The sequence below is a fragment of the Nocardia grenadensis genome (genome assembly GCF_050942415.1).
Taxonomy (GTDB): Bacteria; Actinomycetota; Actinomycetes; order Mycobacteriales; family Mycobacteriaceae; genus Nocardia; species Nocardia grenadensis.
The window spans coordinates 277,627-293,950 of sequence record NZ_CP192054.1 but is presented as its reverse complement, the minus strand read 5'-3'; the positions used below and the strand labels follow the sequence as shown (position 1 = coordinate 293,950).

At 67.8% G+C, this 16,324-nt stretch carries 15 protein-coding genes and 1 tRNA gene; 9 read left to right on the top strand and 7 right to left on the bottom strand.

The features are described 5' to 3' along the window. The first annotated feature begins 65 nt into the window (after positions 1-65). Positions 66-305, top strand: coding sequence for a hypothetical protein (locus tag ACQPYS_RS01300; RefSeq protein WP_081877169.1), 240 nt, complete (start codon positions 66-68; stop codon positions 303-305). Positions 306-484: 179 nt separating this feature from the next. Then, a complete protein-coding gene (locus ACQPYS_RS01295; protein ID WP_063035255.1) occupies positions 485-1,159 on the top strand; it encodes a Crp/Fnr family transcriptional regulator in 675 nt (224 codons plus the stop codon). A gap of 154 nt (positions 1,160-1,313) precedes the next feature. Here the strand turns inward: ACQPYS_RS01295 and ACQPYS_RS01290 are convergent, their stop codons facing one another. From ACQPYS_RS01290 to ACQPYS_RS01280, 3 genes are all read right to left on the bottom strand, one after another. Further along, on the bottom strand, positions 1,314-2,129 hold the full coding sequence (locus ACQPYS_RS01290) for an MBL fold metallo-hydrolase (protein ID WP_431939592.1): 816 nt from the start codon (positions 2,127-2,129) through the stop codon (positions 1,314-1,316). Positions 2,130-2,197: 68 nt separating this feature from the next. Beyond that, positions 2,198-2,656, bottom strand: a complete 459-nt coding sequence (locus ACQPYS_RS01285; protein WP_157107150.1) for a RidA family protein — start codon at positions 2,654-2,656, stop codon at positions 2,198-2,200. Positions 2,657-2,688: 32 nt separating this feature from the next. Further along, the gene (locus ACQPYS_RS01280) at positions 2,689-2,853 is read right to left on the bottom strand and encodes a DUF4177 domain-containing protein (RefSeq protein ID WP_085995322.1); all 165 of its coding nucleotides are present in this window, start codon (positions 2,851-2,853) and stop codon (positions 2,689-2,691) included. A 168-nt stretch (positions 2,854-3,021) separates the two neighbouring features. Between ACQPYS_RS01280 and ACQPYS_RS01275 the strand changes: the two genes are divergently transcribed. Together ACQPYS_RS01275 and ACQPYS_RS01270 are read left to right on the top strand one after the other, a co-directional pair. Further along, positions 3,022-4,041 (top strand): ArsA-related P-loop ATPase, encoded by a 1,020-nt coding sequence (locus ACQPYS_RS01275; RefSeq protein WP_431939593.1) that lies wholly within the window; start codon positions 3,022-3,024, stop codon positions 4,039-4,041. Next, entirely contained in the window at positions 4,038-5,177 is a 1,140-nt protein-coding gene (locus ACQPYS_RS01270) for an ArsA family ATPase (RefSeq protein WP_063035252.1), read from the top strand. The genes ACQPYS_RS01275 and ACQPYS_RS01270 overlap by 4 nt, the downstream gene beginning before the upstream one ends. A gap of 97 nt (positions 5,178-5,274) precedes the next feature. On the opposite strand, the gene ACQPYS_RS01265 is transcribed toward ACQPYS_RS01270, so the two are convergent. Beyond that, positions 5,275-5,598, bottom strand: a complete 324-nt coding sequence (locus ACQPYS_RS01265; RefSeq protein ID WP_030524217.1) for a WhiB family transcriptional regulator — start codon at positions 5,596-5,598, stop codon at positions 5,275-5,277. Between the two features lie 349 nt (positions 5,599-5,947). Between ACQPYS_RS01265 and ACQPYS_RS01260 the strand changes: the two genes are divergently transcribed. Then, positions 5,948-8,335, top strand: a complete 2,388-nt coding sequence (locus tag ACQPYS_RS01260) for a penicillin-binding protein (RefSeq protein WP_433491488.1) — start codon at positions 5,948-5,950, stop codon at positions 8,333-8,335. A 21-nt stretch (positions 8,336-8,356) separates the two neighbouring features. Here ACQPYS_RS01260 and ACQPYS_RS01255 read toward each other — a convergent pair whose 3' ends face one another. Beyond that, entirely contained in the window at positions 8,357-8,821 is a 465-nt protein-coding gene (locus ACQPYS_RS01255; RefSeq protein ID WP_063035250.1) for a GatB/YqeY domain-containing protein, read from the bottom strand. Between the two features lie 203 nt (positions 8,822-9,024). Here ACQPYS_RS01255 and ACQPYS_RS01250 point away from each other — a divergent pair, with 203 nt between their 5' ends. Further along, on the top strand, positions 9,025-9,987 hold the full coding sequence (locus ACQPYS_RS01250; RefSeq protein ID WP_433491487.1) for a metallophosphoesterase: 963 nt from the start codon (positions 9,025-9,027) through the stop codon (positions 9,985-9,987). A gap of 85 nt (positions 9,988-10,072) precedes the next feature. Next, positions 10,073-10,146, top strand: a tRNA-Pro gene (locus ACQPYS_RS01245). 466 nt (positions 10,147-10,612) lie between these two features. Here the strand turns inward: ACQPYS_RS01245 and ACQPYS_RS01240 are convergent. Further along, positions 10,613-11,191: a TetR/AcrR family transcriptional regulator gene (locus ACQPYS_RS01240; protein WP_433491486.1), complete on the bottom strand. Its 579-nt coding sequence runs from the start codon at positions 11,189-11,191 to the stop codon at positions 10,613-10,615. A gap of 105 nt (positions 11,192-11,296) precedes the next feature. Between ACQPYS_RS01240 and ACQPYS_RS01235 the strand changes: the two genes are divergently transcribed. Further along, positions 11,297-12,565: an FAD-dependent monooxygenase gene (locus tag ACQPYS_RS01235; protein ID WP_433491485.1), complete on the top strand. Its 1,269-nt coding sequence runs from the start codon at positions 11,297-11,299 to the stop codon at positions 12,563-12,565. Between the two features lie 1,340 nt (positions 12,566-13,905). Continuing rightward, complete coding sequence (locus tag ACQPYS_RS01230) at positions 13,906-15,264, top strand: serine hydrolase domain-containing protein (RefSeq protein ID WP_433491484.1); 1,359 nt, start codon at positions 13,906-13,908, stop codon at positions 15,262-15,264. A 23-nt stretch (positions 15,265-15,287) separates the two neighbouring features. Here ACQPYS_RS01230 and ACQPYS_RS01225 read toward each other — a convergent pair whose 3' ends face one another. Further along, positions 15,288-16,322, bottom strand: a complete 1,035-nt coding sequence (locus ACQPYS_RS01225) for an aspartate-semialdehyde dehydrogenase (RefSeq protein WP_433491483.1) — start codon at positions 16,320-16,322, stop codon at positions 15,288-15,290. Positions 16,323-16,324: the final 2 nt, after the last annotated feature.

The following is a 16,324-nucleotide window of genomic DNA, read 5'->3' as shown; positions in this document are numbered from 1 at the left end:
GTTCTACTCCCGTATTCCATCTGAGACCTCGACAGTGTTAACTACCCGGCATGCAAGGACTCGCTGTGGTGCTCTTCCCAGTGGTGTTGATGCTGTTCGCACTCGGCATGGAACGGGTGGAGAACCGTCTGCGCAAACTTCTCGAGCCCGACGAGGAAGTCCAGGCCTACCTGGACAAGGCCAGCAACGCCGAGGTCAACGAGCTGACAAAGCTCGGACTACCGGCGGCGGTCGCGCGTATGCGCCGCCGCCGTAATCGCAGCGAGGAGGCGCGCGAGACCGTCGACATCGCCCGTGCGAGCTGATCGACAACGCCCGTGCGGGCCGATCGCGCGGGCGGCCGGACCGCCCCGACTCGCCCACGGTTAACCTTCCTTACGTGGTGTCTGTCACTGCGCGTCGATAAGGCCGCGTAGACTGCACTGTCGGCCGAACCGCATCGGTCCGCCCGACGACTACAGCCATTTCCCTAAGGAGCACATTCGTGGACGAGGCCCTCGCCAGAGCAGGCATCTTCCAAGGCGTTGAGCCCACCGCGGTGGCTGCGCTCGCCAAACAGCTGCAGCCCGTGGATTTCCCTCGCGGCCACGTCATCTTCAACGAGGGCGAACCGGGTGATCGGCTGTACATCATCACGTCCGGCAAGGTGAAGCTGGGCCGCCGCTCCCCGGACGGCCGGGAGAATCTGCTGACCATCATGGGTCCGTCGGATATGTTCGGTGAGCTGTCCATCTTCGATCCCGGCCCACGTACCTCCACCGCCACCACGGTGACCGAGGTCCGCGCCGTGACCATGGACCGGGAGGCGCTCAAGGCGTGGATCGATCAGCGCCCCGAGATCGCCGAACAGCTGCTGCGGGTGCTCGCCCGCCGGTTGCGCCGGACCAACAACAACCTCGCGGACCTGATCTTCACCGACGTGCCCGGCCGGGTCGCCAAGGCGCTGCTGCAGCTCGCGCAGCGGTTCGGCACCCAGGAGGCCGGCGCGCTGCGGGTGACCCACGACCTGACCCAGGAGGAGATCGCCCAGCTCGTCGGCGCCTCCCGCGAGACGGTCAACAAGGCGCTCGCCGATTTCGCGCACCGCGGCTGGCTGCGCCTCGAAGGCAAGAGCGTGCTGATCTCCGACTCCGAGCGGTTGGCCCGCCGGGCTCGCTGACACCTCCGTACGAACGGCTCGGGAGTCCGCCCGATTGCGGAGGGCGGATCACCCGCCGGCGCGCTCGGTATCTGCGGCGCTGCTGCGTAGAACGGGCGGCGCTCCGAGGGTTATCTGCCTCTCGGAGCGCCGCCCGTCGCCGAATTCGCTCGACTCAGTTCTGCGTGTCCCGCTCCGACCGCAGATACGTGAGCTGCGATTCCACCGAGCTGCGCGCGGCCGGCCACAGGCTCTCGTCGACGTCGGAGTACACCGTGCGCACCACATCCATGGCGTCCGCGTCGGCCCCGAGTTCGGCCAGGGCCGTACGGACCTGCGCGAGCCGCTCGTGCCGATGCGCGATGTAATACCGCGCTACCGGTTCCACATCCGGATGATCCGGACCGTGCGCGGGCAGCAGGGCCCGTCCGACCCCGGCTTCGAGCAACCGGTCCATCGACCCCAGGTAGTCCCGCAGCGTGCCGTCGCGGTCGAGCACCGTGGTGCCGCGGCCGAGAATGGTGTCCCCGCTCAGGACCGCGTCCTCCAGCAGGAAGCTCACCGAATCGGCGGTGTGCCCGGGAGTGTGCAGCACTGTGATCCGCACCCCTGCGGCCTCGACCACTTCACCGTCGGTGAGCGTCGCCACATCGCCACGCAGAAACTCCGGATCCATGGCCCGCACCGGTGTCCCGGTCAGCCGCACCAACTCGTCGATTCCGCCGGTGTGGTCGGGGTGCCGATGGGTGATCAGCGTGAGCGCCACCGCACCACCGGTCACCTCGGCGATCGCCGCGATATGCGCCGGATCGTCGGGGCCCGGGTCCACCACCACACAGTCCGCGCGATCGGGTGATCGCAGGATCCAGGTGTTCGTGCCGTCCAGAGTCATCGGTCCCGGATTGTTCGCGAGCAGTACCGACGCCGACGGCGTCACCACGCGCAGTTGCCCATAGGCCGGATGGGTGAGTGTCACCACAACACCTCCAATTCGAAAGTCGCCCGTTCGAATCTATGGGCAACGCGGCGGGTCTGCCGAACCGGGAGCGTCCGCCCTGCTCAGCGCACCTCGGCGATGAGTTCGACCTCCACCGGGGTGTTCTTCGGCAGTTCGAAGACGCCGACCGCCGAGCGCGCGTGCGCGCCCGCGGGCCCGAACACCTCACCGAGGAACTCCGAGGCGCCGTTGATCACCAGCGGCTGATCGGTGAATCCCGGTGCCGAGGCGACGAACCCGACCACCTTCACGATCCGCACGACCTCGTCGAGACCGACCAGGTCGTGGACGGCGGCCAGCGCGTTCACCGCGCACCAGCGGGCGGCGGTCACCGCCTCGTCGAGCGAGACCTCGGCCCCGACCTTCCCGACCGCCGACAGTTCACCCGCCACGAACGGCAGCTGTCCGGAGGTGTAGACGTGGTTGCCGGTGCGTAGCGCGGGCACGTACGCGGCCACCGGAGCCACCACGGGCGGCACCGTCAAGCCCAGGCGGTCGAGATTGGCCCGCCATTCGGTCACGGGCCGGTTCGTTTCGGATTCCGCCACGGCGCTTACTGCTTCGGGCGCTTGAGGTAGGCGACATGCTGCTCACCGGTCGGCCCGGGCAGCACGGTCACCAGCTCCCACCCGTCGGCGCCCCACTGATCCAGGATCTGTTTGGTCGCATGCGTCAGCAGCGGTACGGTCGCGTATTCCCACTGGGTCACATCGCTCATGCGCACGGAGCCTACTGGGTGCCGTCCGCGAGGCCCACGGCGCGACCGCGGGTGCGGTGATAGAGGGCCGGCCCCGGTGTCTGGTACACCACATCCGCACTTACCGCAGTATGCGGGCATACGTCCAGTCCGAGTTATAGGCTCGCGACCGTGGCAGAACCAACGACGATGTCGGAATCGGCCGAACCGGGCCTGAAGACGGGGTGGCCCGACAGCGCGACGAACGCCCGCCTGCACTACGTATCCGGTAAGGGTGGCACCGGTAAATCCACGGTGTCCGCGTCTCTGGCCCTGGCGTTGGCCGCCGGGGGGCGGCGGGTGCTGCTGGTCGAGGTGGAGAACCGTCAGTCGATCGCCCAGTTGTTCGATCTGCCGCCGCTGCCCCCGACCGAAACGAAGATCGCCACCGCCGACGGCGGCGGCGAAGTGGTGGCCCTGGCACTCGATATCGAGCACTCGTTCCTGGAATACCTCGATATGTTCTACAACCTCGGCTTCGCCGGCCGGGCGATGCGCCGGATGGGCGCCATAGATTTCGTCACCACCATCGCGCCGGGCCTGCGCGATGTCATCCTGACCGGCAAGATCAAGGAATGTGTGGTCCGGTCCGACAGGACCGGGCGGCCCGTCTACGACGAGGTGGTCGTCGACGCACCGCCGACCGGCCGGATCGCCGGTTTCCTCGACGTCACCCAGGCCATGGCCGAACTCGCCAAAGGCGGCCCGATCGCCGCCCAGGCCGACGGAGTGTCCAAACTGCTGCATTCGGACCAGACGGTGATCCATCTGGTGACACTGCTCGAAGCGCTGCCCGTCCAGGAGACGCTGGACGCCATCGCCGAACTGCGCGGAAAAGATTTGCGTATCGGCAGCGTGATCGTCAATCGCGCCGCACACAGCCCGCTCAGCGCACAGACGCGGGCGGCCGCGGCCGCGGGTGAACTCGATACCGACGCCATCCGCGCCGGCCTGGAATCCGCCGGGATCACGCTGTCCGCCGCCGACTTCGCGGGGCTGCTCACCGAGACAGTGGAACATTCGGCCACCCTCGGCGCCCAGGACACCAGTGCGGCCGAACTCCTCGATCTGGAGGTCGCCCGGCTGCTGCTGCCCGCCCTCCCCAACGGTATGGACCTGGGCGGCCTCTACGAACTGGCCGCCCATCTGAGCGAGCAGGGAGTCCGATGAGCACTCGACCGGCCGGTCCGGCCCCCCTCGACATCTCGACCATCCTCGCCGACCCGGCGGCTCGCGTCGTGGTGTGCTGCGGTTCCGGCGGCGTCGGTAAGACCACCACGGCGGCGGCGATCGCATTGCGGGCGGCCGAGCAGGGACGCAAGGTCGTCGTCCTCACCATCGACCCGGCTCGCCGACTGGCCCAGTCGCTGGGGGTCGGGGACCTGGACAACAGTCCGCAGCGGGTCGAGCTGGGACCGGAGGCCAAGGGCGAGTTGCACGCCATGATGCTGAACATGCGGCGCACCTTCGACGAGATGGTGCTGGAGCACACCACCGCCGAGAAGGCCGAGCAGATCTTCGCCAACCCCTTCTATCAAGCGGTGGCCTCCTCGTTCGGCGGCACCCAGGAATACATGGCGATGGAGAAGCTCGGCCAACTCGCGGGGCGCCGCGAATGGGATCTGGTCGTCGTGGACACCCCGCCCTCGCGCAACGCCCTGGACTTCCTCGACGCCCCCAAACGGCTCGGCACCTTCTTGGAGGGCCGGATGATCCGGGTCATCATGGCTCCCGGCCGGGGCGTCGGGCGGTTCGTCACGGGCGCCATGGCCTTGGCCGTACGCGGGGTGTCGACCATCGTGGGCGGCCAGATGCTCAAGGACGCCTCGAATTTTCTGCAATCGCTGGAATCGCTGTTCGGCGGCTTCCAGGAGCGAGCCAACCGCACATTCGCCATGCTGGCCAAGCCCGGTACCCATTTCCTGGTGGTCGCCGCGCCGGAACCCGACGCACTGCGCGAAGCGTCGTTCTTCGTGGACCGGCTGTCCACCGAGCAGATGCCGCTGGCCGGGCTGGTACTCAATCGGACCCATCCGGTGCTGTGCTCGCTGCCCTCGGATCACGCCCTCACGGCCGCCGACCGCCTCGATGATTCGGATCCGCTATCGGCAGGGGTGCTGCGAGTCCACGCGCAGCGGGTCGCGACCGCACGGCGTGAACAGCATCTGCTGCACCGGTTCACGGGCGCGCATCCCCGGGTCCCGATCGTCTCGGTGACCGCGCTGCCGTTCGATGTGACCGATCTGGCCGCGCTGCGGGCGGTCGGGGCGCAATTGGCCGGAACGCAGACCGCCGGGGACCGCTGAGCAGCCCGGGCCCGGCTCCGCTCGCCCCGACCGGGCAAACCGCCGGGCACTCGAAATCTCGAGTGCCCGGCGGTCGGTAGTCCAATAGGGATTTGATTTACATAGCCACCTGATGCTGGCGCTGCGCGTGGAAGAAGTCCGACCACGAGGTCACCTCGGGATGCTGCTTGAGCAGCGCTCGCCGCTGTCGCTCGGTCATACCACCCCACACCCCGAACTCGACCCTGTTGTCCAGAGCGTCCGCCCCGCACTCCATCAGGACCGGGCAGTGCCGGCAGATCGTCGCCGCCTTGCGCTGGGCCGCGCCGCGGACGAATAGTTGATCGGGATCCACTTCCTTGCATCGGGCCTGGGCCACCCAGGCGATCCTTGCTTCGGCCTGCTCTACGTCCAATCGAGCGACGGGGGTTGTCATGTGCATTTGGTGTGCCCCTTTGCCAGTCCGAACACCGGGTCACGGCGCTCCGGAATCGCGTCCACTACGCAGCAACCCGAGCCCCGCCGCGAAGTGCACCACATTCCACATTGAGTGTTAGCTCTATCACACTGAGCTCTCAATCTAGGTAAAGGTATGCCGATTGCGCAAGACCGAGTGATGACTTTTTGGTACGTCCGTGCCTGCGACCCGGCGGCCGTCACTCGCCCTCCAGACCGTAAACGCACGTCAAACCCCATGCGCGATACTCCCCGCTCAACACACTGATCAGCGAGAACAACACCCGGAGTCCACACTTCACGAACCCAGAACAGTGACCCTCTACGCTGGTGCTGTGCCGATCACACGTGCGCTCCTCAAGCTGGCGGGCAGTTGTGTACTCGCCTCCGTGCTCGTAGCCGGATTGTTGTTCCCGGTCGCCGGAGGTTTCGGATTCGTCTCGAATCGCGCCGCCGACGCCGTCGACAACGTGTCCGCGGAACTGGTCGAGGGAACCGTCCCCGCCGTGTCCACCATGGTGGACACGGCCGGCAATCCCATCGCCTGGCTCTACGAGCAGCGCCGGTTCGAAGTGCCCAGCGACCAGATTTCCAACGATATGAAGCTGGCCATCGTCTCCATCGAGGACAAGCGCTTCGCCGACCACCACGGCGTCGACTGGCAGGGCACCATCCGCGCCTTCCTCACCAACACCAGCAGCGGCGAGGTCCAGCAGGGCGCCTCGACCATCGACCAGCAGTATGTGAAGAACTTCAACCTGCTCGTCGTCGCCAAGACCGACGCCGAACGCCGGGCCGCCATCGAGACCACACCCGCGCGCAAGATCCGCGAGATCCGCATGGCGCTGACCCTGGACAAGGAGCTCACCAAGGACGAAGTCCTCACCCGCTACCTGAACCTGGTCCCGTTCGGTAATTCCTCCTACGGCATCCAGGACGCCGCCCAGACCTACTTCGGTATCGACGCCAAGGATCTGAACATCGCCCAGTCGGCGATGCTGGCCGGCATGGTGCAGTCCAGCTCCAAGCTGAACCCCTACACCAATCCCGAAGGGGTCACCGCGCGCCGCAACACGGTGCTGGACACCCTGATGCAGAACATCCCGAGCCGGGCCGCGGAGTTCCACGCCGCGAAGTCGCAGCCGCTGGGTGTGCTGCCCGAACCGAAGGGTCTGCCGCGGGGTTGTATCGCGGCCGGCGACCGAGGGTTCTTCTGCGACTACGCCCTGCAGTACCTGGCCGAGGCCGGGCTCAGCAAGGAACAGATCGAAAAGGGCGGCTACCTGATCCGCACCACCCTGGACCCCGCCGTCCAGGATTCGGTGAAGCGCTCGGTCAATGCGAACGCCGACCCCCATCTGGAGAACATCGCCTCGCTCATGTCGCTGATCGGGCCGGGTAAGGACGAACACCCGCTGCTGGCGATGGCGAGCAGCCGCACCTACGGCCTGAACCGGGACGCGCACGAAACCCTGCTCGGCCAGCCGTACTCGATGGTCGGCGACGGCGCGGGTTCGGTGTTCAAACTCTTCACCACCGCCGCGGCGATGGAGAAGGGTATGGGCACCAACGCCCAGCTCGATGTGCCGTCCCGGTTCGATGCCCGCGGTATGGGCAACGGTGGCGCTCCCGGATGTCCACCCGAGACGTACTGCGTCGAGAACGCGGGCAACTACCGGTCGCCCATGTCGGTGACCGAAGCACTGGCCACCTCCCCGAACACGGCTTTCGTGAAACTCATCCAGGCCGTCGGCGTCACCCCGACCGTCGATATGGCCGTCCGGCTCGGCCTGCGCTCCTACACCGAGCCCGGTACCTCCGGCCACGACGACAATCAGAGCCTGGCCGATATGATCAAGGGCCAGAATCTCGGCTCGTTCACCCTGGGCCCGCTGGCGGTGAACCCGCTGGAACTGTCTAATGTCGCCGCCACCCTGGCCTCCGGCGGAACCTGGTGCCCGCCCTCGCCGATCGCGGAAGTGATCGACCGCTACGGCAAACCCGTTCCGCTCACCGAGCAGGCGTGTGAACAGGTGGTCGAGCCGGGTCTGGCGAACACCCTCGCCAACGCCATGGGCAAGGACTCCGCCGGCGGCGGCACCGCGTCGGCGGCCGCCGGGAACACCGGCTGGAATCTGCCCGTTTCGGCCAAGACCGGTACCACCGAAAGCCACCGGTCCTCTGCCTTCCTGGGCTTCACCAACTCGCTCGCGGGCTCGGTGTACGTCTACGGCGACAGCCCGACCCCCGGCGAGATCTGCTCCTTCCCGCTGCGCAATTGCCCGGCCAGCGACGCCAACGGCCTGTTCGGTGGCAACGAACCCGCCCGCACCTGGTTCGGCGCCGTCAAGCCGGTGGTGGGCAATTTCCCACCACCGGCCCTACCGCCGGTCGACGAGAAATACGTGCGTGGCGCGGAGAACGCGCAGGTACCCGATGTCGTTGGAATGACTGCCGGCGAGGCGACCGGAGCGCTCACCGGCGCCGGCTTCAAGGTCACCTCGGTGACTTCACCAGGTTCGGCGCCCAAGGGCACGGTCACCGGGTCGACACCGAACGGGTCGGCCATTCCCGGATCGCAGGTGACGATCTACCTCAGCGACGGCACCGTCCGCGAACCACCGCCGCCGGGCCGGCCGGCCGCGACCACCCCGAACGCCCCCGGATTGCCGCTGCCGCCGTTCCTGCCGCCCATCCCCATTCCAGTGCCCATCCCCCGCTGACACCGGCGGTGCGGGCGCGGCCTACAGCCGCGCCTTCACCGCCGCCGAGATCCGGGAGCCGTCGGCCTTGCCGGCGGCCAGCCCGTTGGCCACCTTCATGACCTGGCCCATCTGCCGCATCCCGGGGCGTTCGCCGATTTCCTCGGCGACCTGGGCGATCGCGGTATCGGCCAGATCGGCGACCTCGGCGTCGGTCAGCTGGGTGGGCAGGTACTCGTCGATGATCCGGGCCTCGGCGTGTTCGTTGGCCGCCAGTTCCCCGCGGCCCGCCTGGGTGTAGATCTCGGCGGATTCGTTGCGTTTCTTCGACTCCTTGGTGAGCACCGCCACCACCTCGGCGTCGGACAGTTCGCGGGCTTCCTTCCCGGCGACCTCGGCCGTCTGCACAGCGGCCAACAGCATCCGCAGGGTGTTCAGTCGCAGCGAATCCTTCGCCTTCATCGCGGCGGTCATATCGGCGCGCAGCCTCGATTTCAGTTCCGACATGGGCAGAACGGTAGCCGCTGTACCCCGCCACGCCCACCCGATTACCCGCTGAACCGGGCGTGTTCGCTTCGGCTGTGATCGGATATTTCCCGAGGCCACAGGCCTGTCCCCGGTTGCCGCGGCAGGTAACCCGCCCGCCACACCACCGAAACTGTGGCTCAACACGCTGCGCGCCCGGCGACCTGGTCACCTATGCTGGGCAAATGCCCGTGATCTCGACGTCGGTCCTTCGCCGAACCGCATTCGGCGCCGCCGGAGCCGCGGCGGCCGGAGTCGGCTATGCCTCATTGATCGAACGCAATGCCTTTGTTCTGCGCGAAGCCACGATGCCGGTGCTGCGACCGGGCTCGGCTCCGCTGCGGGTATTGCACATCAGCGATCTGCACATGACGCCCGGGCAGAAGCTCAAACAGCAGTGGTTGCGCGAACTCGACCGGCTCGAACCCGACCTGGTGATCAACACCGGCGACAACCTGTCGCATCAGAAGGCCGTGCCCGCGGTGGTCCAGTCGCTGGGTGGTCTGCTGTCCCGGCCGGGCCTGTTCGTGTTCGGCAGCAACGATTACTTCGCGCCGGTCCCCAAGAACCCGCTGAAGTATTTCGACAAGCACCACAAACGTGTGCACGGCGCTCCGCTGCCCTGGAAGGATCTGCGCGCGGCATTCACCGAGCGCGGCTGGCTGGACCTGACGCACACGCGCCGCGATATCGAGGTGGGCGGTATCCGCATCGCCAGCGCGGGCGTCGACGACCCGCACCTGCAGCGCGACCGCTACGACACCATCGCCGGTGCCCCGAATCCGCTCGCCGATCTCCGCATCGGCCTGACGCATTCCCCGGAGCCCCGGGTCCTGGACCGCTTCGCCGACGACGGCTACGACCTGATCCTGGCCGGGCACACCCATGGCGGCCAGCTCTGCCTGCCCGGCTACGGGGCCCTCGTCACCAATTGCGATATCGACCGGTCGCGGGTCAAGGGCCCGTCCAAATGGGGTGCGCATACCCGCCTGCACGTCTCCGCCGGAATCGGTACCTCCCCCTGGGCGCCGTACCGCTTCTGCTGCCGGCCCGAGGCCACGTTGCTCACCCTCGTCGCCGCTCCGCCCAAGCAGCCCGCCGCCGATTCCGGCCACGGAGTGTCGACCTCGCAGGCCGTCGCCCGGTAGCCCGGGCCACTACCGGAAATAGGCCCTGAACAGTCGGTTTCTTTTCCGGACCGGACCTGATGTAAGCTATCGCAGGTCCACTTCACGGGGTGTGGCGCAGCTTGGTAGCGCGCTTCGTTCGGGACGAAGAGGTCGTGGGTTCAAATCCCGCCACCCCGACTCGTGTTGGTCGAGACACGACTAGGCCCCTGACCATCGGTCAGGGGCCTTTTTCGTATTCCGGACCGGGCTACACGCTGCCGGGTTGGTACGAACCGAACCGCCCGGTTCGAATATCCGTCGTCAGAACTCGAGGACGATACGTCCGCGCACCCACGGCCGCGGCGCGTACCCGGATTCGCAGCTGCCCGGGGCCGACGGCCGGTTCGGGGAGGTCGAACGCGCGTAAGACCTCGGGCCCCCGGGCTCGTCGAAACCGATGACCCGCATAGTTTGCCCACCTTTCGGTTCGATAGCTATCGAACCAAACCAACGCGGGAATGCGCGACCCCATTCCGCACCGGATGCTCGCAGCGTATGAATGCTGCGGAATTCCGCCCGCGGGCCTCATCCGGCCGAGGTCATCGACGCCCGTGCGCGGCGTGACCGCCGGAAAAGACCGGAAGCCCGGCGGCCCCAAGCCCTACTACGAACGTTCGTCCAAGGTCAGGGCACTGATCGCCTCTCCTAACCGGGCCCCGCTCGGCATTTCCGCACCCGGACTGCTCATCCACTGCATCACCAAGCCGTTGAGGATGACGAAGTACAGCTCGGCGACGGCACGCGCCCGGGAACCGTCGAGGCCGGGGTAGGACTCGGCGACCAGATTCGCGATCTCGGAGACCGCGACCTCGTACATCTCCCCCATTCGCGGCTGTTCACTGGGGGTCCGGTAGATGCGGACCACATTCTCCATACTCGCCACCAGCACGTCCCGATTGCGGTCGAACAGCTCGGCGATACCGTCCCAGACCTCCGGGAACGCCGCGCCCGCGGATCGGCCGGCGGTCGCTCTGATCCGCCGTTCGAGGTCGTCACCGATCACCCGACCCGTCTCGTCGGTGAACGCCTCGGTGAGCAGACGGTCCTTCGAGCCGAAGTGGTAGCCGATGGCGGCCAGGCTGACTCCCGCGGTGCTGGCGATATCGCGGGCCGTGGTGGCGGCGAACCCGCGTTCGTAGATGCAGGTACGCGCGGCCGCGAGGAGATCCTCCTTGTTTCCCATGCCTCCACTCTAACCGTGTATTAGACATTTGTTCTAGACGTTTGTTCTACAGCTGTGTTAGACATATGTCTAAGACATACGAGTAACTCTTTGAGCGAGGACACGATGACCACACAGACCACCCCGCGCGTACTCATCTCCGGTGGCGGTATCGCCGGTAACGCGGTCGCCCTGCAACTGCTGCGCGCCGGAATCCGGCCCACGGTGATCGAACGCGCGGCCGCGCCGCGGCCGGGCGGCCAGGCCGTCGACCTGCGCGGACCCAGCCGGACCGTGGCAGAGCGGATGGGCCTCGTGCCGGGCATCCGCAGGCACCAGCTCGACGAACGAGGCATGGTGTACGTGGACGCCGCAGGTCGCGAAGCAGCCCGGATGCCGGCCGAACTCTTCGAAGGCAACGGAGCGGTGGCCGAAATCGAGATCACCCGCGGCGATCTCAACCAGGTGCTGCTGGATGCCATCGCCGAGGAGAACGCGCGCCCCGAGACATGCGGTATCGACTACCGGTACGGCGAGTCGATACACGCACTGCGCGAGCACGCGCACGGCGTCTCGGTGGAATTCGGTTCCGGAGCCACGGAGGAATTCGACCTGGTGGTCGGCGCCGACGGCCTGCACTCCACCACGCGGCGGCTGGCCTTCGGGCCCGAAGAGCAGTTCAGCACCTATCTCGGCGGATACACCTCGTACTTCACCATGCCGACCCCGGCGGGGATCCGCCCGCACTGGATGACCGTGCAACTGCTGCCCGGCGGCACCTTCCTCGGCTTCCGGCCGGACGCCGACCCGGCGACCACCAAGGCGATGATCACCATCCGGCGCCCCGCCGACCCCGCACTGCGGCGCGATACCGCGGCCCAGAAACGGTTGCTGCGCGAAGGGCTCGCCGCCGGCGGCCCGCTGATCGCCGACGTCGACGCCGCGATGGACCGGGCCGAGGACTTCTACTTCGACGAACTCGCGCGGATCACCATGACGCGCTGGACGACCGATCGGATCGCATTGGTCGGGGATGCCGGATACTGCGGGTCACCACTGAGCGGGCAGGGCACGGCCATGGCGCTGGTCGGCGCCTACATACTGGTCGGCGAGATCGTACGCACCCCGGACCGGCCCGCCGCCGCACTGGCCCGGTACGGCGAGGTCCTGCGCCAATTCGTGGAATCCGCGCAGCAGCTCCCGCCCGGTGGGGTGAAGGCCATGACCCCGCGCACCCGGGCGGGTATCCGGGCCTCACTGGCCCTGGTCCGGTTCACCACCTCCCGGATCATGCAGCCACTGATGACCCGCATGATGTCCGGCACCGACGACTACACGCTGCCCGACTACTCCACCGATCTCCCCACCGCGGAACAGGGAACACTGCCGCTGTAACCGGTGGAGAGCAGGATCGTCGCCGGCGCCCGGGCCCGCGCGGCTACACCGTTAGCCGCGGTACGAAGAACCCGGAGCGGTCGGCCGGAAGACCCACCTACTGTGGTCTCCACTTTCGATACCTCGACCACCATCGCCGATTCCCTCGAACGGTTACCTTCCGCTGGCAGCGGACCGGATCGACCACACTCGTCGCCTGTCCGATTCCGCTGCCGAGCATCCGGAAGAGCCGAACCATCGCTCGATGGCCGTCCGGGCCGGTCACCCCGCGAGACCAGCCCGGACGGACGTTGCCGCCGGCCGATGGTCGTCTGCCACCCCTCGGGACAGACCGACCCGGCCACCCGCAGTTCCCGGCTCCCACCGGTTCCCACGACCCCTACCGTCGAGGGGTTCCGATTCCTCCCCGGGCCCGAAACCACCTCACCCCTCCCGGCGGATCCCTCCCCTGGGTCCGCCCCATCCCCCGCCGGTCGTTTCCGGTTCCTCCCCAGGTACCGGTCCGTACCCCCCACCGCGGCGTGCCCGGCCACCGTGGCAGCCGGCTACGCCGAGTTCGGTGCGATACCCGGCTCAGGCGGCCGGTCGCCGACAGGCCGGCGCCCATCTCGCCCGGTTCGTCGCCGCCCGCCCGGACGCTCTCCGGCTCGTCGGCGCGGGGCAGACCGGCTCGCGCGGCACCGACGATCGCGGTGCGGTACCGGATCCACCGGTGTCGTCCACGCCGACCACGCGCCGCGACGCGGTCGCCGGAGGCACCGGTATCGACGGCGACCTCGTCGCCACACCGCTCCGGCCGGCCGGAGCGGTGCCCGGCTCACCTTCGGTCGCCGCGGCGGGCTCGGCAGCCGCCACCACCGCGGCGGTGGCGCCACCGGGAGCGGGCGTGACGTTCAGCTTGCTGATCATTGCGGGTTCCTCTTCGCGGTGTCCTCGTTACCGGTTGTCCCGGCCTCGACACCAACAATGCGGCCCCGCGCTTGGCAGGCACTTAACGTGAACTTATAACGCCGCGACCACGATTCATCACAGTGCAGACAAGGTCGGGGCACAGGCCGGGGACCTGCTCCGGGATCGGTGTATCTCGGGCATCATGGAGATATCCGCTACGACAACAAGTGGGAGTGTGGATGAACACGTTGGTGTTATGGGCCCTGGCCTGTGCGGTCTATTGGTTCGGTCTGCTCTGATCGGGCCCCGCGCCGACAACCCGCCGGCACCGCGATAATCGCGCCGGTAACTCGCCCCTGAACCGATCGTTTGATCGGGCAGGGGCGTCGTGCTGTGTGGGCCGCGAGATAACCGGCCCTGCGGCCGACCCCCTGATTAGGGTGATCCGCATGACGCGTTTCGGTGGGCTCCTGGCGGGGGTCACGGCGGTAACACTGATAGCGGGACAGCTCTTCGCGGCGCAGGCACAGGCGATACCGGAAACCGATGACACGACCGCCCGGTGCCAGGTGTCCTCCGGCCGGGGACCGGCCCGGGCCGCACCGGAACAGGTAGGGCTGGACGCGGCCCGGCTGACCGACGCCCTGGCCTTCGCCGCAGGCCGCAACCGCCTCAATATCCAGGTCTTCCGGCACAACTGTCTGGTCGGCGAGGGGCCGGACAACGCGCGCACCGGTACGACACCGTGGAACGTGTGGAGCGTCACCAAGAGCGTGGTCTCGCTGCTCACCGGGATCGCGTCCGACGACGGCCGGATCGATATCGAGGCACCCATCGACCGGTACCTGCCGCCGGGACTCGGTGATGCGCGGCGCCGGGCGATCACGGTCGAGGATCTGCTCACCGAGACCTCGGGTATGCGCACCGGTGTGGTCACCGAGGGGCTCACCGGAGCGGTACCGCTCGACCCCAACAGCGCGGTCCAGGCGCTGGGCGTCCCGCTGGACCACGAACCTGGCACCGTCTTCACCTACAGCCAGCGCACCGTCGACCTGCTGTCGTATGTGCTGGAACTGGCGGTCGGTGAACCGCTACAGGACTTCGCGCAGCGGGAACTGTTCGAACCGCTCGGCATCGAACGCGGCGACTGGTACTGGGCGCGAGACCGGTCCGGCCACACCTACGGGTACGCGCATCTACTGATCTCGCCGAACGATCTGGCCAAACTCGGCCTGCTGGTCGCGGGCAACGGCAACTGGAACGGCCGCCGCATCGTGCCCGCCGCGTATCTGTCCCGCGCGGCCGCCCCCTCGCCGGCCAACCCCTGCTACGGATATCTGTTCTGGACCGGTCCCGGTTGCGCGGAGAACGCGGCGTTCCTGCCGCCGGACACCTATGCGATGGCCGGAGTGGGCCTGCAGAACGTCTTCGTCGTTCCGAGCCTGGACCTGGTGGTGGTGTGGACCGGGGTGTTCGGGAATTTCAGCGCCTACGGTCCGGCCGGCGTCATCGCGCACACCGGCGAACTTCCGCACGAGTTCTTCCGGCGGCTCATGGCCGCCTTCCATCGCCCCCCGGTCTCCGACCCCGGCCCGTACGTGGAGCCGCCGCTGCGCACCGACCCGAACTCCTATATCGATACCGATATCCTGCTCGCGGTCTTCGGGGTCGGTAATTCCGCCTACCCGGGCTGCGATGTGTTCGCCTGCCTCGGCGAACCGCTCGCGGCGCCGTTCAGCGACGCGCCGCCCGGCTGTGTCCTCCTGGCGTGCCTCGGAAACGATCCGCGCACCCCGGGAACCCACTGAACCGGGCGGCGTACCCACGCCCGTCAGCGATCGGCGAGCAGGACCTCGGCGATCTGGATGGTGTTCAGCGCCGCGCCCTTGCGCAGATTGTCGCCGGAGATGAACAGCGCCAGCCCACGCCCGTCCGGGACGCCCGGATCCTGGCGGATACGGCCGACCAGCGATTCGTCCCTACCTGCGGCGGCCAGCGGCGTCGGGACGTCGACCAGCTCCACCCCGGGGGCCTTGGCCAGAATTTCCTGGGCTCGTTCCACCGACAGTGGATCGGCGAATTCGGCGTTCACCGACAGCGAGTGCCCGGTGAACACCGGCACCCGGACACAGGTCCCGCTCACCAGCAGCTCCGGCAGGTCCAGGATCTTGCGGCTCTCGTTGCGCAGTTTCTGGTCCTCGTCGGTCTCCCCGGAACCGTCGTCCACCAGCGAACCCGCCAGCGCCAGCACATTGAACGCGATCGGCGCCACGTACTTGTTCGGGGCCGGGAAATCCGCCGCGCCACCGTCGTGGGTCAGCTTCTCCGCGTCATCGATGACCGCGCGGGTTTGCGAGGCGAGCTCCTCGACACCGGCCAGACCGCTACCCGATACCGCCTGGTAGCTGGACACGATGAGGCGCTGCAAACCGGCCGCGTCGTGCAGCGGTTTGAGCACCGGCATCGCGGCCATGGTGGTGCAGTTGGGATTGGCGATGATGCCCTTGACCAGATTGCGGGTCTGCTCCGGGTTCACCTCGCTGACCACCAGCGGAACGTCGGGATCCTTACGCCAGGCCGAGGAGTTGTCGATCACGGTGACTCCCGCGGCGGCGAACCGCGGCGCCTGTACCCGCGACATGGTGGCGCCGGCGGAGAACAGCGCGATATCCAGGCCCGACGGGTCGGCGGTCTCGGTGTCCTCCACCACGATCTCACCGCCGCGCCACGGCAACTTCTTACCGGCCGAACGCGCCGAGGCGAAGAAGCGCACCTCGTCGGCGGGGAAATCTCGTTCCTCGAGCAGTTTGCGCATCACGGCGCCGACCTGACCGGTCGCGCCGACCACACCTACCCGTACACCCATAG